This is a genomic window from Vibrio sp. B1Z05, from assembly GCF_052955985.1.
In genome coordinates, this window is the sequence record NZ_CP130463.1 from 1,589,964 (window position 1) to 1,610,096 (window position 20,133).

At 42.0% G+C, this 20,133-nt stretch carries 16 protein-coding genes; 9 read left to right on the forward strand and 7 right to left on the reverse strand.

Translation table 11 applies throughout. From position 1 onward, the window contains the following. Positions 1-112: 112 nt before the first annotated feature. Together QV280_RS07265 and QV280_RS07270 are read right to left on the reverse strand one after the other, a co-directional pair. Positions 113-2,899: a heavy metal translocating P-type ATPase gene (locus tag QV280_RS07265; protein ID WP_152819809.1), complete on the reverse strand. Its 2,787-nt coding sequence runs from the start codon at positions 2,897-2,899 to the stop codon at positions 113-115. Then, complete coding sequence (locus QV280_RS07270) at positions 2,896-3,312, reverse strand: MerR family transcriptional regulator (protein WP_152819808.1); 417 nt, start codon at positions 3,310-3,312, stop codon at positions 2,896-2,898. Before QV280_RS07270 ends, QV280_RS07265 begins: the two co-directional genes overlap by 4 nt. A 359-nt stretch (positions 3,313-3,671) precedes the next feature. Between QV280_RS07270 and QV280_RS07275 the strand changes: the two genes are divergently transcribed. Together QV280_RS07275 and QV280_RS07280 are read left to right on the forward strand one after the other, a co-directional pair. After that, positions 3,672-4,058: a hypothetical protein gene (locus tag QV280_RS07275; RefSeq protein ID WP_023403229.1), complete on the forward strand. Its 387-nt coding sequence runs from the start codon at positions 3,672-3,674 to the stop codon at positions 4,056-4,058. Between the two features lie 114 nt (positions 4,059-4,172). Further along, positions 4,173-4,628 (forward strand): DUF411 domain-containing protein, encoded by a 456-nt coding sequence (locus tag QV280_RS07280; protein WP_023403230.1) that lies wholly within the window; start codon positions 4,173-4,175, stop codon positions 4,626-4,628. A gap of 93 nt (positions 4,629-4,721) precedes the next feature. Here QV280_RS07280 and QV280_RS07285 read toward each other — a convergent pair whose 3' ends face one another. After that, positions 4,722-5,642 (reverse strand): ParB/Srx family N-terminal domain-containing protein, encoded by a 921-nt coding sequence (locus QV280_RS07285; protein WP_039970170.1) that lies wholly within the window; start codon positions 5,640-5,642, stop codon positions 4,722-4,724. A gap of 351 nt (positions 5,643-5,993) precedes the next feature. Here QV280_RS07285 and QV280_RS07290 point away from each other — a divergent pair, with 351 nt between their 5' ends. From QV280_RS07290 to QV280_RS07305, 4 genes are all read left to right on the forward strand, one after another. Further along, positions 5,994-6,857 (forward strand): DMT family transporter, encoded by an 864-nt coding sequence (locus QV280_RS07290; RefSeq protein WP_039970172.1) that lies wholly within the window; start codon positions 5,994-5,996, stop codon positions 6,855-6,857. Positions 6,858-7,021: 164 nt separating this feature from the next. Beyond that, on the forward strand, positions 7,022-8,290 hold the full coding sequence (locus QV280_RS07295; RefSeq protein ID WP_023403233.1) for an NRAMP family divalent metal transporter: 1,269 nt from the start codon (positions 7,022-7,024) through the stop codon (positions 8,288-8,290). Between the two features lie 847 nt (positions 8,291-9,137). Continuing rightward, on the forward strand, positions 9,138-10,502 hold the full coding sequence (locus QV280_RS07300; protein ID WP_152819807.1) for an AAA family ATPase: 1,365 nt from the start codon (positions 9,138-9,140) through the stop codon (positions 10,500-10,502). Continuing rightward, a complete protein-coding gene (locus tag QV280_RS07305; protein WP_152819806.1) occupies positions 10,495-11,130 on the forward strand; it encodes a hypothetical protein in 636 nt (211 codons plus the stop codon). Before QV280_RS07300 ends, QV280_RS07305 begins: the two co-directional genes overlap by 8 nt. A 217-nt stretch (positions 11,131-11,347) precedes the next feature. Here QV280_RS07305 and QV280_RS07310 read toward each other — a convergent pair whose 3' ends face one another. Beyond that, positions 11,348-13,339, reverse strand: coding sequence for a peptidase U32 family protein (locus QV280_RS07310; protein ID WP_367869528.1), 1,992 nt, complete (start codon positions 13,337-13,339; stop codon positions 11,348-11,350). Positions 13,340-13,565: 226 nt separating this feature from the next. Between QV280_RS07310 and QV280_RS07315 the strand changes: the two genes are divergently transcribed. Continuing rightward, positions 13,566-14,522: an AEC family transporter gene (locus tag QV280_RS07315; RefSeq protein ID WP_039970185.1), complete on the forward strand. Its 957-nt coding sequence runs from the start codon at positions 13,566-13,568 to the stop codon at positions 14,520-14,522. Between the two features lie 131 nt (positions 14,523-14,653). On the opposite strand, the gene QV280_RS07320 is transcribed toward QV280_RS07315, so the two are convergent. From QV280_RS07320 to QV280_RS07330, 3 genes are all read right to left on the reverse strand, one after another. Next, the gene (locus QV280_RS07320; RefSeq protein ID WP_023403237.1) at positions 14,654-14,956 is read right to left on the reverse strand and encodes a DUF3861 domain-containing protein; all 303 of its coding nucleotides are present in this window, start codon (positions 14,954-14,956) and stop codon (positions 14,654-14,656) included. A 139-nt stretch (positions 14,957-15,095) separates the two neighbouring features. Next, positions 15,096-17,003, reverse strand: a complete 1,908-nt coding sequence (locus QV280_RS07325) for a TRAP transporter permease (RefSeq protein WP_152819805.1) — start codon at positions 17,001-17,003, stop codon at positions 15,096-15,098. An 83-nt stretch (positions 17,004-17,086) separates the two neighbouring features. Then, positions 17,087-17,986, reverse strand: a complete 900-nt coding sequence (locus QV280_RS07330; RefSeq protein WP_152819958.1) for a TAXI family TRAP transporter solute-binding subunit — start codon at positions 17,984-17,986, stop codon at positions 17,087-17,089. 384 nt (positions 17,987-18,370) lie between these two features. On the opposite strand from QV280_RS07330, the gene QV280_RS07335 reads away from it, so the two are divergent. Together QV280_RS07335 and QV280_RS07340 are read left to right on the forward strand one after the other, a co-directional pair. After that, positions 18,371-18,847, forward strand: coding sequence for a YehS family protein (locus QV280_RS07335; RefSeq protein WP_152819804.1), 477 nt, complete (start codon positions 18,371-18,373; stop codon positions 18,845-18,847). Between the two features lie 27 nt (positions 18,848-18,874). Further along, positions 18,875-20,107, forward strand: a complete 1,233-nt coding sequence (locus QV280_RS07340) for a DEAD/DEAH box helicase (protein WP_152819803.1) — start codon at positions 18,875-18,877, stop codon at positions 20,105-20,107. Positions 20,108-20,133: the final 26 nt, after the last annotated feature.

Consider the following 20,133-nt stretch of genomic DNA (forward strand, 5'->3'; position numbering starts at 1 on the left):
ATTTGAATTACCTAATAAAAACGAAACTGATATTAACAGGTGTTTACAAGTACGCCGTTACTTCAGCCAAAACCACCACACGATAAACCCAATCAGTGCTATGCCTATTAGATTAACCATTAGCCTGATCTCCTTGTGTTATTGCTTGTGCTAACCCTTGTGAAGGTTCCTGTGTTTTCGGTTTAAACAACCTCAATCGATTGGCATTGCTCACTACCGTAATTGACGATAGCGACATCGCGACCCCTGCCACTATTGGGCTTAATAACACGCCAAACAGCGGATACAACACGCCCGCGGCAATAGGAATGCCCACCGAATTGTAGATAAATGCGCCCCATAGGTTTTGTTTGATATTACGCATAGTGGCTTTACTCACTTCAATAACCTGAGAGACGCCAAACAGCGAACCACGTATTAAGGTGATATCAGCGCTTTCAATGGCCACATCAGTGCCTTGCCCTATTGCAAATCCAACATTGGCCTTAGCCAGTGCTGGTGCATCATTAATGCCATCCCCCACCATTGCCACCACTAAACCTTGCTGTTTCAGGGTTTCAACCCATTGCAATTTATCTTGCGGTAGTAGTTCGCCATGAAATTCATCTACGCCCGTTTGCTGCGCTACGGCTTTGGCTGTGTGCTCGTTATCACCGGTTAACATCATCACTTTAATGCCAAGCTGAGTTAATGCGGCAATCGCCGAAGCAGATTCAGTTTTAATGGGATCGCTAATAGAGAGTAAAGTGTGTAACTGCTTATCTATGGCAAAGTAAATCACAGTATGCGCCATGGCTTCCCACTGCTCGGCCTTTGTTGCGACATCGGAAATATCAACGCCTTGCTCTCGCATCAGTCTTTGATTGCCCAATAACAAACTGTGACCATCGATATTAGCGGTGACACCTCGACCCGTTAGATTAATAAAATCAGCCACGGCTAAAGGCGCAATTGACGATTTATGTTGCGCGCAATAGCTGACCACAGCGCTTGCTAATGGGTGGGTAGAACCTTGCTCAAGCGCAGTCAGGTAGTCCAGAGTGAATGGGTTTTCACGCACGTGCTCAACATTGGCAACACTAGGCTTGCCTTGGGTGATGGTGCCGGTTTTATCCAAAATCACCACATCGATGTTACTTGCCATTTGCAAAGCGTCGCCATTGCGAATCAAACCGCCAAACTCGGCTGATTTACCAATGCCAATCATGGTTGAGATTGGCGTGGCAAGGCCAAGGGCGCACGGGCAAGCAATGATAAGTACCGAAGTAGCCGTGACCAACATGTTGATCACCGTTGGCGCAGGGCCAAAGTTGTACCACATGAGCGCAGTAATGATGGATAAGATCATCACCGTCGGTACAAACACGCTCGATACTTTATCCGCTAAATGACTGATAGCAGGTTTGGAGTTTTGCGCATTCGACACCATCTCGATAATTTGTGCCAGCGTAGTATCACTGCCCACTTTCAACGCTTGAATAGTCAAATTTTGCGCGCCATTAATAGTGCCTGCCGATACCGTATCTTTGATGGATTTCAGCACTGGAATCGGCTCACCCGTTAACATAGATTCATCGATTAAAGACTCGCCCTCAATGACCTGACCATCCACTGGAATTTTTTCGCCGGCGCGAATCAATACCGAGTCACCGATTTGCACCTCCTCTACAGGCAAGGTAATGGCTTTACCGTTTTTTATTACCAGCGCTGTCTTGGTTCGTAAATCCAACAGACGTTTAATGGCTTGTGAGGTTCTGCCACGTGCCTTTAATTCCAATGCTTGCCCAAGATTAATCAAACCTATAATCATGGCCGAGGCTTCAAAATACAGATGACGGGCACTGTCAGGCAATAACGCAGGCATGAGCACTACCACAATGGAATACAGCCACGCTGAGCCTGTGCCTAAGGCAATTAAAGTATCCATGTTAGCGTTGCGATTTTTAAATGCCTTTCTTGCGCCAATAAAATAGTGTCGACCGCTAAACCAAAGCACCGCCAACGTCAGCAAACCCACCACGCCCCATGCCAGTTGTTGTTGCGTGGTATTTACGGTCATCGAACCGCCCAACATGCCATACAGCATCAGAGGGACACCTAAACTTAAACCGCCTATGGTGTGCCTGATTTTGTGTTGATATTCTTGTTGCTGTCTTTGCTCACGCTCAGATTCTGCGGCCGTTTCATCCACAATCACAGATGCGCCATAGCCTGCGTTTTCTATAGTTTGTACAAGTTGAGACTCAGTTAATGAGGAATAAACGCTTGCGGTGCGGTTGGCAAAGTTAATGGTTACGGATTCATGCCCAGATTCAGTTGCAATAGCCGCATTCACCGCCTTTTCGATGCTTGCAACACAACTTGCGCAAGTCACGCCAAATAAGTTTAAACGCACTAACTGCGCGCTACTGTTCACCTGTTGCGGTGCAGCGCTGTTGCTATTGCCTTGTTCAATAGAAGTCTGCGTTTCATTGTGATTAGGCGCGTAACCGAGCTCAGTTAAGCTCGATGTAATTTGCTGAGGCGATAACAAACCGACCACTTCGATGCTTTGCTTGTCTAAATCAATGCTGACTTCAGCCAGTTCATCTAGCTCACGCAGCGCATCTGTAATTTTGCCTACGCATTTTTGACACGACACGTTTTGCACAGCGCCAACATAGGATGGCAATGTCCCTTGCTCAGCGGTAAAGCCTAGCGATTCAATGAGATTTATCGTTTCATCTAACGAAAGAGCGGTGCTCACTCGCGCTGATATATAGTCGGTATTGTGCTCTGTTTTATTGGCAACGGTGCTTGCAATGGCAAAGGTTTCATCGAGTGATTGTCCCTTTTTAACTATTTTATTGATGCACCCTTGGCACGACACGCTAGCAAGACGCAGACTAAAATGACTCATGCGTTGTCGTCCTTAGTCCAAGACTCAATCAGGCAACAAATTGACTCTCCGGTCGGCGTGCCATCACTTAAACTTTCCCAACTAGCAAAGGTGCTTTTCAACATGCTGACATGTTGTTGCAGCCTTAAGATCTGCTGTTCGGTTTCAGTGATTTTTTCGGTCATCATTTGCCTTACTTGGGGGCAAGGAGAAGTTCCTTCCTCCGCTGACGCTAAAATAGCTTCAATCTCTTTTAACGCAAAACCTATCTCACGAGCTTGATGAATAAACTTTAAACGTTGCAAAGCGGCGCGGTCATATTCTTTGTAACCATTGTCGGGGTTTCGCGTCGCCACAATCAAACCTCGTTTGGTGTAGTAACGCACCGTATCCGGTGACACATTGGCTAATTTGGCAAGTTTTGAAGTAATCATTTTTCGTCTCTCATTGTTACTTTAAGCTTAGTGTAAAACCTAGGAGCAACACATAGGTCAAGCGATTATTTTGTTACGAGTGCGATCACGAAAATAATCACAAATATTGCGGCTACCAACTTCAAAAATAGTGACAATGAACGAGTACCGCCCGATGGCGCTTTATTACAACAACCCATAATCTGTTTCCTTTGTTTATGATTTCCCGTCACAGTCTAAAACCTGTGTGCTAGGCATAGGTCAAACAGTTTAACTCGCTGATTTGCTGTTATTTAATTTACATCACGACAAATGATATTAACCTTGACCAAAAAAGACCGTCTAAGCTATAACCAAAGGACAAGGTTTAGAGTAGTACAATGATTAAACGACATTATCACATCAATTTTTACGCCATTTTGGGGATGCTAGCTCTGCTAGTAGCCAGCATGACGCCGTCGTTTAATTCCCTTTCTCAGCACGCAATGCCGGCAAATGCAATAACGCAAGCGAATGTTGAAAGCGTACAATCGAGTCATGCTGCGCATTCAGCACAAGCTCACTGCGCCAACCATACCCATGTGAAGATGGGGCATGACTGTGTTGAGCACCTTTGCTCAGGACAAAGCTGTGGCACTGTGATCGATTTGAGCGCATCCCCTCTATTAGCTTTAACTTCTATTGCAAGTACCGACCCCTTGATGCGCAATAAATCGCAACTATTAAGTGCGCACCTGCAACAACCTATTCGTCCTCCTATTGTTTAGCGTTATCAATCAACACCAACCAAATAATGCTTAAAAAGCTGTTCTTAAACACAGCACATCTTAAACAAAACGTATCACCCGCCTATCTTGCGAGTAATACCACTGGAGTACACAATGAATACCTTTTTAAAAACAATGCGCACCACTTCCGTGCTTTCTGCCTCACTATTATTTACTGGCCTAAGCTACGCCAGCACTCAGTTCCAAATGTATAAATCCCCGAACTGCGGATGCTGTACCGAGTGGGCTGAAATCATGCAAAGCAAAGGCTATCAGGTGGAGGTTCATGAACAAAATCAATGGCATGAAATCAAGCAGCAACATTCGCTACCAAGCAAGTTGCAATCTTGTCATAGCGCTATTATCGACGGCTACTTAATTGAAGGTCATGTGCCAGAAAAAGAGATTACCAAGCTGCTCAAAGAGCGCCCAGCAGGCGTAAAAGGTTTAAGCGCTCCGGGGATGCCGATGCACTCACCGGGTATGGCAAAAGAAGGTGAAGCCTATAAAGATTTTCAGGTGATTGCCTTTTTAGAGGATGGCAGTACTCGCGTTTATGCTCAGTATTAACAAGCAACCTTAATGACTCTTCCCTCGAAATAATAAAGGCTCCTACTAAGGAGCCTTTACTGGGCAATCGCCACAAGTAGCCAAGCAATCACATTACAACGACGCTTTATAACCTAACATGTAGTTCAGCTTGCTAGTCTTGCGGGTCATTTTTTTGAATTCTTTATTATCAAAGCGATCAAATTGTCCCATTTCTTTAGCGCTTAGACCTGAACCACCTAGGTTGGTGGTATCTAGCGCTAGAATCACGTCAGCGGCTTGTTTTACCGCTTCCATGTAGCCTGTTTCAGTAGTGAGATCAAAGCGGTTGATGTCAAATACTGGCTTTAGCTCTTTTGCCCAGTAGAACTCTAGGAAAGGAACCGGTTGCTTAGGCTTGTTCCAGCTCACGTCACGTGAGTAGTACATTAGAGCGCGGTATGGGTCGTTAGCAAAGTTGCTCATGCCGAGTTGCTGTGGCAAGTCTGTGTGTGCAACTGGCTTGTTGTTAAGATCAAACAGCCATGCGTTTTTGTCGTTTTCTAGCTCTGCCCAAAACTCATCCATAGATTTTAGGTGGCGATAATCTTTTTCTACGATAACGTGCACTTTAAAATCACTACCGCCGCCAGACATATGAGTGAAGGTATTGAAAGTATGATGTCCATCCGTTAGGTAGATAGCGTTGTTTGGCGCAACTACGATGGTTTTCATGTCTTTACGCACATCACCAACGTTCTTTTCACATTCAAATGTGCTTGGGTCTGAAGGCTTAGAATTAGTATCAAAAGAAACCAGCCCTTTTTGACCATTTGCCTCACAGATTTCATCGAACTGCTTTTTAACGTCGTGTTGGTAACGCCCAAGCTTGTAATACACCTGATCATAACCAATTGATGGCTGAGTTGGCTTTAACTCGGAAAGTACAGCTTGATACACATCACCCTGCTTTACTTGTGAAATATCCTGTGCAAATACCGAGTGCATGCTGACAAGTGCGGTCAAAGCGATTAAAGACTTATTCAAACAATTCATTTTCTATCCATAACAATTGATCATTGAAAATACGTATAAGGCTAAATGCCTCAGCGCTAGTTATGGATATCTTAGGAACACTGCGTGACTGGCATATGACGAAGATATGTCACTTTTAATATGAACTTTTATTTATAACCACAAGTTAGGACTGATAATGAATTGTATTTTATGCCTCATCAGCCCTATGTTACCTTGATCACTCTTAAGCTAAAGCAGCGGTTACTCGCGGTATAAGGAAATAATGATTAGCACTTCAAAAGACACTCACAACGCAAAAAACGTTATCGACAAATTGATTACCACTTTCTCATTTGGTGCATTTTCACTTGATTACGTTGGTGCTTATTGATGCGCATTTTATTGTTAACAGGCCTTGCGATGATTGCCTTTGCCGCCAACTCATTGCTGTCTCGACTGGCTCTTATTGACGGCGCAGCGTCAGCGCAAGTCTTTACCTTAGTTCGCATCATGTCTGGCGCTGTGACCTTGAGTGTAATATTACTCTGCACTCAAGGCGTTAAAGGGTTTTATCAACAGTGGTCCTTGGGAATATGGTCTGGGGTGTGCTTATTTCTTTACGCTTTGCTGTTTTCTGTAGCGTATACCTCTCTCACTACAGGTACCGGAGCTTTAATTTTATTTGGCGCGGTGCAGTTTTCGTTATTAGGCGCACATTTATTTCGCGGACATCGCTTTAGCTCAATAGAATGGCTTGGAATTTTGCTCTCTTTTTCTGGGTTCGTATGGTTAGTTAACCCTTCTGCAGTAGGCTTTAGTTTTTGGCCGGTATTGAGCATGTTGTTGTCAGGGGTAAGTTGGGCTGGATTCACCTTATTAGGTCAACGTGCAAATGCAGCGCTCCCTGCGACTACCAAAGGGTTCATTATTGCATCAATCATCTCTCTTAGCCTGATTCCTTGGCTACTTTCACCCGATAATCTAATCCCACAAGGTCTACTGTATGGAGTGATATCTGGTGCACTCACCTCTGGCGTCGGCTATGTACTCTGGTACGCCGTAGTGCCGAAAATGAGCTTACTGAATGCCTCGTTATCTCAATTAACGGTACCGGCAATTGCTTTGCTAATGGGGGTCGTTTTTCTTAATGAAACACTCACATTGAGCGGACTGATGAGTATGATGCTAATCCTTGGCGGAATCGCACTGACTTTATATAAAAAATCCGCAAAGACAAATAACGCCAGCAGTTAAGGATGCAATGAGGTAACTGATAAACCTATAAAACAGCTTATAAAACATTCTATTTGAGTTGTGATGTATAATTTTCTAAACGGAGTGTATGTATTTATTGACACTTGTTTAATGTGTGATATTTATAAGTGATATTTAAAAATATTCACTAGGTAAATAAGCAAATGGAAAACACTACTCTTCCGTCTAGTTCTCCTTCTCGATTAGGAACGCTAGCCCGCTCGTTGGGTCCCGGTATCATGGCCGCCGCCGCTGCTGTCGGCGGTTCTCACTTAGTTGCATCCACCAAAGCCGGTGCGATTTACGGCTGGCAACTGGCTATTTTGATCTTGCTTGTTAACCTTTTAAAATACCCATTTTTTAAAGCAGGCGTTCAATATACCGTTGGCACAAAGACTAGCTTAGTTGAAGGCTATTTTAATTTGGGCAAACCTTACCTTATTTTATTTGCCCTATTGAGTGTGATCTCTTCTGTGGTCAACACCGCCGCTCTGCTAATGTTTAGCGCCAGTTTATTGGCCTATTTCATTCCATTTGACCTGTCGATGACCACATTGTCGATCATAGTGTTAGTCACTTGTTTAAGCATTTTATTTGTCGGGCACTACAAAGCATTAGACGCTTTATCAAAAATCATCATGGTGGTATTAACCATCACCACATTAATTGCAGTGGCGATAGCGTTTGGTAACCCTGTAACGCCAGAACCTGATTTTGTATCACCCTCACCTTGGACGCTTGCCGCAATTGGTTTTATTGTCGTGACTATGGGTTGGATGCCCGCCCCTATCGAAATATCGAGCCTAACGTCAATGTGGCTAAAAAGTCAGTGCAGAGATCAAGAGGTGACGCCAAAATCGGCACTGTTTGACTTTAACGTGGGTTATATTGGAACAGCAATCTTAGCCTTAGTATTTGTCTCTTTGGGCGCGCTATTGCTACATGGATCAGGTGTTGAACTGCAAGCCTCTGGGGTTGGTTTTTCTCATCAGCTAATTGGCCTATACGCGTCTACCATTGGCGAATGGTCACGCTACTTAGTGGCAGTCATTGCCTTCTTCTGCATCTTTGGTAGTACCATCACCGTGATTGATGGCTATTCACGCGTTATTACTGAATCTCAACGATTACTGCGTAAAGACCAAACCATTCATCCAATGACCAATCAAATTTGGATGCTAGTGGTGTCACTATCGGCTCTATTTATCGTAGTATTTTTGGCCAAAGCACTGCTACCAATGCTGAACTTTGCAATGGTATTGGCATTTATTACAACGCCATTTTTCGCCCTGCTGAACTTTATTTTGGTTACGCGCACCCCGCTACCCGCCGAGCTTGCGGTAGGACCAAAACTAAAAGCACTGTCCATTGTTGGGCTTATCTATCTGTTTGGTTTCTTGGCTCTGTTTGTATGGTGGAAGTGGTTTATGTAAACCATTCTGCTGATAGCAAAAATGGAATCACGATCAAGGCATTGTGCTTTGGTGGTAATACTAAAGGGGCTCATTAAGCCCCTTTAGTATGCGACTTAGGTTTTAAGTTTGTGCTTTTTGTTTGTAATCAGGGAGTATTGGTGAACTTATAATGCCCCTTTCCTTGCTAGGGGTAAAATATTATGCAAAAAGAAAGACCTGACCCCGTCAATACTAAAAAGCTGAGAAATTATTCAATCAAAGTGTGGGTTATATCAGCGCTATGACAAATATTGCAATGTCAAATGAAATAACGGTTCCAATAGAAGTAGGATTTTTCTGTTTGATAGCTGTAATCGCGTACCCTGATCTATGTCCGTATAGCCTCCAAAATGTTAATTACCCCACAACCGTTACCTTACCAATGCACTGTATTTATATGCAGTTACAGTTCAAGTTAAGATAATTACTATGAAAAAGATGCATAAATCGCTTGATTGGCGCATCGAAAATACTAACTTTTAGACATTCACACATTCTTATCAATAGTTTGTAATATATAAAAGTGCTATGCAGACCTCGTAAACACTTATGCATCTTTTGTATCTGTTAAGTTGTTATGTTTAACCCATACTTTTATCAAAAAAAACTTTTACAACAAACACTTACAAGTGATATTTTGACACGAGACTTACAAGAAAGCAGGAGGTTATCCAGCTGCTAATTAATAACCTGCTATGGTTCTCCTCGTAAGTGATTGATTTCATTGCATAGAAAAAACTTGCTAGAATGTTCATCAAAATTAATGAGTTACGTTTCAATTTTGCTTATAATTGGATGATTAGGTATTGGAGAGAGTATAACTTTGATGATTTCAAAACTAAAACTAAGAGAAGTCGGCCCCATTAAAAACGCAGATATTACGTTTAACGATCTAACAATCATATCTGGTAGGAATGGTGTTGGTAAAACGTATCTTAGCTATACTTATTTTATACTAATGGAGCATTTTAGAAAGGAAATTAGAAAGATAATAACCCCTTCTGAATCATTAAATAAGTTAGTCTCAACTCTTGCTGACTCTTTGTCTATTGGCAAGAAAAATATTGCTTTTGAATTAAAGGATATTAATGTCACTATTGAGACATTGAATCAAGCTCTATTGGAAGCATCATCTAATAATGATTTTTTTAAAGACTTAGATGTTTCATTTAAACCATCAGATAAAACAAAAGTTGAAGCAGAATTAAATGAATGCTTTTTAAATAACTTAACTGGAAAGAACGTTAGACTAGGTCTACATAGTGATATAATATATAGATTAAGCAAATCTAAAGGTTCTAACTCTATTGAATTAGAACTAATAAAAGAAACTCCAACAAAAATTGATACCCCATCAGTTATTATGGAGTTTGACTTTCTATTAAGACTATTTGTTACAGAACAGTTGTTTAATCTTCGACAGTTTCCTATTACCTCTGAGAGAACAGGTATTGCGCTATTTAATTCCGATTTAATGGAGTTGAATAAATACAAAGTTGACGAGGTACAAAGTCAAGAACGCTATAGCCTTCCTATTGAAATTAACATTTCAACATACAGGCACCTTAAAAATCGAAAAATATCATATAATGATTGGACTCAAAAAATTAAACCTGGTTTCCAATCTCAAATTAAAGATATTGTAGGTGGGCATTACGAGATTGAAGATCAAGAAGTTTACTTCCAACCGAAAGGAAAAAACTTGAAGGTACCACTGAAATCAAGCTCTGGTGCATCCAAGTCATTAATGTTACTTGACTATTTTATGTATCAATATGGGCAATATGGTTATCTAATTATCGATGAACCTGAGCTTAACCTACATTTAGATAGCCAAAAAGAAGTCGCTCAAGTCTTATGCTCTATAGCGAATCAAGGCATCAAGGTCATAGTAACAACACACAGTGATCACTTTATTCGAGAAGTAAATAATTTAATTATGCTTTCAAATAAAAAGTTGGAGCCTCATGTTAAGCAAGAAATAATGAGAAAAGCTGGCATACGAAGTGACTCTATTATTTCTTCTGACAAAGTTTCAACTTTTGTACTTTCAATGAATGAAAGGAAAGCATATGAGATGTCAGTCGGTATGTATGGAATAGATTTGACATTATTTAATGAAGAGATCATGAAAAGTAATGATGTGACTCAAGAGTTAATGTCTAGCCTCTATGAGGCAAATCGTGATTAATCACCTCAAGAAAACGATCGAAAGCAAACTCGTAGTAAAACATCAAGATAATAAGGTTGAGTTCTATGAGTCAGAAGAAGATGCACTTTTAAAGAAAGTTGTTTTCTCAGTTAGTAATTTCTTGCGTGAGGGTGGTGGATTACTAAAAAATGCAGTGATAATTGAGGGGGATAGCTCAATCGAAGATTGTTTACGTCGGTTTACTTTCTATTTAAATGATACTTGCCCTGATATCACAAGACAGTGTGATTATATTGTTTTCCATGAAGCTAAAGATTCTCTTCGTATTATGCTAATTGAGATGAAGTCGAGTGATACTAGTGTCGATTTGGAAGCTCGGATTCATAAGCAGTTTCAATTTTCAAAAATTTTTGCTAAATACCTTATTGATGTAACAGCGGCTTATGTAGAAATAGCAGATGGTGTGCTAGCTAAACCTATTACTTATCATAAAATAGCTTTGGTAAAAGCAGATAATGTAGCTATGTCTTTGCCTCTAGGTAAGCCTCCTCAAAAAGTAGCACAACTGCCTTCAAGTGAATCAAACGGCATAAAGTCTTTGTTTTTAAACACAGACAGGCATGGTGTTGCAAAGTTAGATTGGCGGTACTTTATGGAAAATATATAAACATGTCGCAAAGTCGTTAAAATGCACCATACAAGCCTTTAAGGCTGATTCGTGAACGTGTGCCAAAAATACGCATAAAACAAATAAAAAATGCCTCAATGACTCTAGAGTGACTATGCATTAAGGCGTTTTAGTGCGTTTGCAAGGTTAAAGCGCAATGACTTACATCACGATTCCTTTTTCTATCCACATTCTAAATAAGAAAATGAAAACCTATCTAAATACCCTTATGGTACTGCTGATTAACCGTTGGTGTTAATGCGCTATGGACACTACCCACCGCACCCTCTTCTCCTTGCTTGAGTGCCTCTAAGAAGAGTTCGATTAACTGCCCTTTTGACACTGCCACTTGCGTTTCAGTTTGAATGTCTCGCAGATCAATCATCACATCGGTCAGCAAGTTAGGGAAATCAGCAAGTATTTCTAAGTTCAGTACATTGTGTTCACTATAGATGCTGTTGTGACTGCCTTTATGCTTTTGAATGACATACGGATTATCTTTGAGGTTGATAATAGATGTGCGTTTTTCACAGCGTTTTAAACAGCCTTTATTCACTTTGATTTTCTTACAGCCTTCGGTTTGTTGGAACAAACACTGGCGACTGGTTAGTAAAGTATTTGGGTGATAAATACTGTAGAAAGTTCTGAAGTTTTGTGGACGCTTTAACTGACGGATTTGCACTTTGCTCAACTCGTTAGAGATGAAAGCACCACTTGCGCCAAATTCTTGTTGCTGACAATGCATCGCAAATGAGTTTGAGGTATTCATGTGCGGGCCTGCCACCCATGCTAAATTCATCTGCTGCGCTTGATACGCCACACCTGCATTGTTGGTGATTAACATTTCAGGGCGCACAGCGGCTAAAAACTCTATTGATGCAGCGAAATCCTCACCAATCAAAATAGCAGGGAAACAAGGTTTAAGCTGTGGGTGCTCAGTAAAGAGTGTGATAAGTTTCGCCAGCTCTGCCTTTACGCCCATTGGCATTTGGTAATACACATCCACATTGGAATGAGACAGTAGACTCACATCTTCTGGCGATGAAATCAGCACTGAAAGATTTGCTACTGAATTTTCTGGTTGATGATGAGATAAAGTTAAAATCTTCGAGGTATCAATACCACTTTTTAACGTTGAACCATGTCCAGTTTCGGCGGTCACATCAAAGTCAGCGATTGCCTTAGCCACATGCTCAATGATTTGCGTTTTATCGTCGTAAAGCTTGGTTTTAACGCTGTTGACCTGCTCTTCTGAGGTGCATTGATACACTTTAGAGAAATGCGTAACCGCATTATCTCTTGGGTTATCAATGAACATGTTTTTGCCAAAGTTACCCTGCAAAAAGCCGTTCGAGAAATCGCGGTTAAATACGGTATACAGTTCAGTTTTATCGGTTAATAACGGCTCACCATCGCAAAATCTGTCTATCTGCTTGCGCCAATTATCCACCACAGTAAACACATAGTGAGATTTTTTAATGCGCCCTTCTACTTTCAATGAATACACACCAGCGTCAACCAGTGCTTCGAGATCGCCAAAGGCAGAGTTGTCTTTTAAGTTTAACGGGTAATGGCTGCCCATTTCTGTCGTTTGATACTGATCGCGACAAGGCTGACTGCATCGACCTCGGTTGCCAGATGCGCCGTTTCTTGCAGAACTGATGTAACACAGGCCAGAAAAACCAATGCAGTAAGAGCCGTGCACAAACACTTCCATCAATACATCGTGCTGCAAACCAAATTGCGCAAGATGTTTGATTTCTTGAATATTAAGCTCACGCGACAAATTCACGCGACTGGTGCCTAATTGATTCAGAAACAGTATTTGGCCTTCGTTGTGCGTGTTCAACTGCGTAGAAGCATGCACATCTAACTCAGGGAAGTGATGTTTAAGCAGGTAGGCTAAGCCTAAATCTTGTACGATAACGCCATCCACTTTTGTGGTATTCAGCTGACTGAGCAAACGCACAATAGCAGGCAATTCGCTCTCTAATATCAATACGTTAAGCGTGACAAAGATTTTACATTGATGCTGATGCGCCAGTTCAATTACACCATTTAGGTTATCTAAAGTCAGGTTTGTGGCTCTATTACGAGCGTTAAATCTGTCTAAACCACAATAAATTGCGTCTGCGCCGGCTGCGATTGCCGCTTTAATTGAATCTAGATCACCGCCAGGTGCCAATAGCTCGAACTGTTCTCTTTTCACAATGTATCCCCGAGAAAATTAGGCGCACATCTTACGTCATAAAATGGTAAAAGTAACCTTAGGTCACAGATTTCCAATTCACAATTGTGTCGAGTTAGCCCTCAAATGTCTGAATGACTTTTACAAGCATGTGATAATCATGGCATTATATGTACCTTGCTCATTTGTAGTACAAAAGTACAACTATGCGCTTTTTCCCGTCACACTTAACATTTTGCAGGCATTTATGGGACTTTTAGATCAGCTCGCTTTTTCCATCTCGGTAACTGGGCCTATCTGTTTAATCTTGGTTATGGGCGTTGTCCTAAAAAAGACATCCGTAATTAATGACGTATTTATACAGAGCGCATCCAACCTCGTCTTTAAAGTCACCTTACCGACCATGCTGTTTCTTAGCCTTGTGGAAGCTGATCATGACTTTGCCACCAGCGCCTCGTTAGTGGGCTTTACTGTGGGCAGTAGCTTGCTGTTTTTCGCTTTTTGTACTGCGTTAGTTGGCGTGATATTGAAAGGAAACAAAGACAACGGCGTTACCATACAAGGGGCATTTCGCTCGAATACAGGTATTATTGCCCTTGCCTACGTCGCTAATATTTACGGTAGCGATGGCGTTGCTACCGCAGCAATATACGTGGCGGCAACGACTCTACTTTATAACGTATTGGCGGTTATATCGTTAACACCGAAAGGTGAACAGTCAGGCAGTAGCGCAATAAAAGCCATGAGCAAAAGCATTACTAGCAACCCTTTGATCATCTCAATTATTGCAGGACTGCTCTACTCTGCTATTGGTTTGCCGATACCAAAGATTGCCTCAGACGCCGGTCACTACTTTGCTAGCATGACCTTACCTCTTGCCCTGCTTTGTACGGGCGGCTCATTGGATCTTAAATCACTACGAGCAGAAACCTTCGCCACTTGGCTTGCAACGGTAGTTAAACTGGTTGTTGCACCGATATTCAGCTGTTTGCTGGCTTACGCGCTAGGATTTCGCGCCGAAGCACTAGGCATCATCTTCTTTATGACCGCAGCGCCAACCGCCGCCGCCAGCTATATTATGGCTCGCTCAATGGGCGGAAATTCAACTCTGGCAGCCAATATTATTGCTCTAACCACTATCTTGTCGGTTATTACCACCACTATTGGTTTAGTGATTCTAAATAGCATGAATTTACTGTATTAATAGCGATACTTCACAGTAGAACTTAAATGAATAAAGGTCGCAGCTTATGCGGCCTTTGTTTCTTTCCCAACCAATAAAACTCTCATTGCTCATCACTTTCAGTTTGATTAATAGCATTAATCACTTTGCGCTTATTGCTGCGCCTTTAAACCCTTTTTCAAACTCTGCATAAACGTCTTAAAGTGCGGCATGAACTCAGAAAACAACGTATGTTTTCGATTCACCATCATTACAGGCCCAAGCAATCTCAGCGCCACACCCACTCTTGTCGCCTCCTCTAGAGTTAAGTCTGTACCCTTATTCATCATCGCCACCACATTAAACATATCTTCACGATCTTCGAATTCAAATTGCAATTTTTGCACTTCACCTTCTGCGGTAGTTTCTTCAATAGTTACGCTGTAGTGATGATCTTTTCTTGCTTTGCGAATCATAGATGACTTCCTTTAATTAAGTTGATAATGACAACTATAGTGATGTTAGTTGATTTAGTCAACCATTAATTAAACAGACAATAAAAAACCCCGACCAAATGATCGAGGTTCAAAATTAAATGGGGTTTTACCCTAGGATTTATTTTTTGTTATGAGAACGCCATTGTAAAGCTGCTATTGCCACAATAATTAAGCCCCCAATAATGCCTGTATTATAAAAATTCAATAAAAGCAATGGGATAGCAACTGCCGATGCTAAACGTTCGAGTTTACTTAACGAGTTAAACAAGTAACCTTCGATGGTGATTGCAATAGCGACAATTATCGCTAATGTCTGCGCTACGGATATAAATAAGGCAACTACACCCTCACCAGGGTTAACCAAATTTGTATAGGCCATCATAATAGGGATAACAAACAGACCGCCTGCCAGTTTAAATGCCTCAACTGACGACTTCATTGGATTGGCATTCGCTACCCCGGCCCCTGCAAATGCAGCTAAGGCAATAGGCGGCGTGACATTGGATGTTTGTGATAACCAAAATACGATCAAGTGCGCAGTTAAAATGGGTAATCCGAAATCTGTCAGCATAGGAACTGCCATCACCGCAAGAACAATATACGCGGCGGTAACAGGCAAGCCCATTCCCAGAATCAAAGCTACGATACTGATTAATCCCAAGGCGATAATCATATAACCGCCCGAGAAATCCATTACAAATTGGGTAAATTGCAGTCCGATTCCAGTTTGCCCTACAACTCCGACAATAATGCCTGCCGCGCCACAAGCCGCGGAAATAGGTAAGGCTAAAAGCGCACCGTTTTTCATGCCTTCAAAGAACTTTTTAAAACCAATCCGGCTATGCTTTCGCGTACTTGCCACCACTAGAATGGCAGCACAACCTGCCACCCCGACCAATAGCGGAGAATAAGCCATCATTAACAAAGCAGTAATCAACACCAGAGGAATCAAATGATGCGCCCCATGCTTCATTACAGCAATAACCGCTTCGGTCTTACTTACGGCTTGTAAATTTAACTTACAGGCCATTAAGTGCACGTACAGCAATGTACAGAAGAAATACAGTATTGCAGGTGCAATCGAGGCGAACATAATGTCGCTATACGGCACACCCGTAAACTGGGCCATAACAAATGCGCCAGCGCCCATAATCGGAGGCATAATTTGCCCACCCGTTGAAGCCGCCGCTTCGATCCCCGCAGCTTGCTCTGGCTTGTATCCCAACTTCTTCATCATGGGAATAGTAATAGAGCCTGTGGTTACCGTATTAGCAATAGCGGAGCCCGAAATAGAACCTAAGCCTGCCGATGCAAGCACTGCCGCCTTTGCTGGGCCTCCTCGATATTTGCCCGCAATGGCAAATGCCAGATCGATAAAGAACTTGCCCGCCCCTGTGACTTCAAGAAAAGCGCCAAATAATACAAAAATAAAGACTGTGGTTGCGGCAATGCCTAATGCTGAGCCAAACACGCCATTGGCTGAAAATATCTGAAATTGAATCAGCTCTTGTAAGGTATAAGCCTTTATTGAAACAGCACTTGGCAACAGATCGCCAAACATGCTGTAACTTAAAAATGCTAGGGCAATAAAGACCATCACCCAACCCACGGTTCGGCGACACCCTTCCATGAGCAGTGCAATTAACACGCCGCCGGCAAACATATCTGCGGCTTGCAACCCATAAAATAAATAGTTGATGTCGTTGTAATCAAACACAGACATCCGATATCCCGCAAACACGACCAGCAAGCAGAGGATGACATCTATGGTTCGCCCTACTAGATAAAACTTATTACGGCGATTTGAAATAAGCGGAAAATGTAAGAATATCAGCACTAACACCCAACATAGGTGTATCGGTCTAAAATAGGTAGCGGAAATCGTTGAGCTTATTCCTTGCCAAATTTGAAAGATCGAAAGTGATACCGCAAACAACAAAATGGAATAGCCAAAAAATGTTGTCACTCTTTCGTAAGGTAAATTGGCAGTAAGATCTTGCGTCTTTTTATTATCAGTTACATTCATAACAACACCTGAAATATGAACGAAAAATGTGAAGCACAAAAAAAGCAAGCATGAAACTATGCTTGCCTTCTAGTTAAGTAGTTCTATTTAGAAATAGAATCTAAGTATTTTTTAGCACCTGGATGCAAAGGTACACCTTGTAGGCGAGCAGCGTTTTCAGGCGTGGTCATTTCCGCCATTTTCACCACTTTTCTAATATCTCCAATGTGTTCATAAGCAGATTTAGTTAAGTTATACGCCATATCGTCACTCATATTGGCATTCACCACTAATACATTCCAAACGCTTAATGTCGATACTTCACCTACATTGTTATAAACGTCTGCAGGGATACTGTAAGCGCTATAAGCCGGATTTGCCTCAATGAAAGCTTTACTTTCATCAGCAGAAATCGAAAGGATCTTGATCTTATGCGTCAACGCAACCTGCGTAACTGCGCCAACACCTTGCCCACCGACAATGAATCCAGCATCAATTTGACCATTGGCAAGCGCGTTCGTTGTCTCTGAATAGTTTAAATACACCGCTTTGATGTCTTTTTTAACATCAATTCCAATGGACTCTAGTAACGCAGCAGAGGTTACCGCTGTACCACTGCCAGGCGCACCTAGAGAGATACGTTTGCCTTTCAAATCCGCTAAAGAATTGATACCCGATTTTTCTAAGGTCAAAGTGTGCACAAGGTTTGGGTATAATGCGAACAGTGTGTTCACTGGCATTTTCGCAGGGAACTTACCTTGACCATTGTAGGCATCAAGTACAACGTTACCCATCGCAATACCGGCAATCATATCGCCACGAACCACTTTAATGGTGTTTTCAACAGAAGCGGCTGTTACTTCTGCTTTAGCATTTACTTCCGGTACGTTTTCTGACCACACTTTCGCCAAAGCACCGCCAAATGGGTAATAAATACCACTTTGACCGCCGGTGCCAATTGAATAGTTTGCTGCATTTACCGATAACGATAATAAGCATGCCATAACCAATATTAAGCTACGATTTATCACATCTATCTCCTTGATTATTAATCTAGATGGTTGGGTGGATTTGACACAAAACCACCAAACTAGATGCATAAGCATTACTAGTAGTCTTAAACAAGTCAAAGTAATGTTCGGCTGATTGTGATGTCAGTGTTACAAATGCGTGATTAAATTTGATATTTTAGAAGCACGCGATTTTATCCGTAACTCGCATTTCTTTTGTTCAATACCTAATAAAAATGCATAGCTTGCTTAAAGCAGACCAACGTATAACGACCTGTATCAACCCAGAATATCCAACTAATATTTATATTCCCCCTAGGGTCTGTGTTAAGGTGCACGCTCACTCACACTTAGTAACCCACTCCATTAGGAATTATTTTGACTAATAACGATATTTTACGCCGTATTCGCTATACCTTTGACCTTAAAGACGCTGACATGATTAATGTGTTTGCTGCCGCTGATCTTGAGGTTACACGATCTCAAGTGAGTAACTGGCTAAAGAGAGAGGAAGACGAACAGTTTTGTAAGATCATCGACAAAGAATTGGCTATTTTCCTAAACGGATTTATCAATATCAAACGTGGTAAACGTGAAGGTGAGCAACCTAAGCCTGAGTCTCGCTTAACCAATAATATGGTTTTCATGAAACTGCGTATTGCGTTAAACATGAAGGCAGAAGATATTTTAGACACACTAAAAGTGGCGGACTTGAATGTGAGCAAGCACGAGCTAAGCGCGTTTTTCCGTAAGCCTGAAAACAAGCATTACCGCGAGTGCAAAGACCAAATCCTACGCAACTTTTTAACGGGTGTGCAACTGCAACTTCGCCCAACAGATACCGAAAACGATTAATTGATACAGACCGATAAGATAATGACTATGCCGTACTCCAACTTGCCACTTTGTTCTGAAATTAGCACTCTTTTAGCCGCTAACTTTAAGACGTTAACCGAAGTTCAACAACTTGCTATCCCCTCTCTATTGGAAAAACAAGATGTATTAGCGATAGCGCAAACAGGCAGTGGTAAAACGTTAGCGTACGGTATCGCCTTACTTGAGCAAGTGCGTTTGAGCCCTTGTACGACCCAGGCCATTGTATTAGTGCCAACACGCGAACTTGCCCAGCAGGTCAGTGAATCTTTATTGCCGTATGCTAATGCTACAGACGTCAGCGCTATCTCTCTTTGTGGTGGCATAGACAAAGATATTCAGAAGCAGCAGTTATTGCTATCTCCGGAGATTTTGGTAGCGACCCCAGGTCGCCTGCTTGATTTGTTGCTTGATAAAGCCATCGATGTGAGCCGTTTACACAGTTTAGTATTAGATGAAGCTGACCGATTATTGGATATGGGGTTTTGGCCTGATATTCAAAAAATCATTGAGTTGCTACCGTCAAAACATCAAACCGCTATGTTCTCAGCGACGTTCTCTAGCGAATTGCAAACACAAGCGGCGCCATTATTGAACGAACCAAAACGCATTCAAACCACAGTGACCAATAGTTTGGTAGAAGGCATTGAAGAAACCTTGTATTTGGTCAATAAAGGCAGTAAAGCCAACGCGCTTATTTCTGAATTAAAGAAAAACAATTGGCCGCAAGTGTTGGTGTTTATTGGCGCTAAAGATAACGCCGATGCGCTTTGCAAAAAGCTCAATAAAGCCGGCATTGTCGCTGCGGCTTTGCATGGCAATAAATCTCAGCAAGAGCGTGAAGCAACTCTAGAGCAGTTTAAACAAAAACAAGTAAACGTTCTTATTGCGACCGACTTACTGGCGCGTGGCATTCATATCGAGCACTTACCTGTGGTTATTAATGTTGAACTGCCGTCACATGCTGAAGCTTATGTACATCGCATTGGGCGTACTGCACGAGCTGGTGAGCAAGGCATTGCAATTTCATTGGTGTGTCATGGTGAAACTGAGTATTTAAGCGCGATTCGTCAACTTACGCAGCGAGAGCTTGCACTGCAACCGCTTGAAGGCTTCCCTGTTACGGATAAGCCCTCTTCAGGTCAAAGCAAACGAGCACCTAGAGATAAAAAAGCAAACCGCCGTACTCAAGCAAAGAAAAGCATCAAGCAGTTTAAAAGTAATACCAATCACACTAAGTAAGTGATCAGAACTAGCGCAGGAAAAAT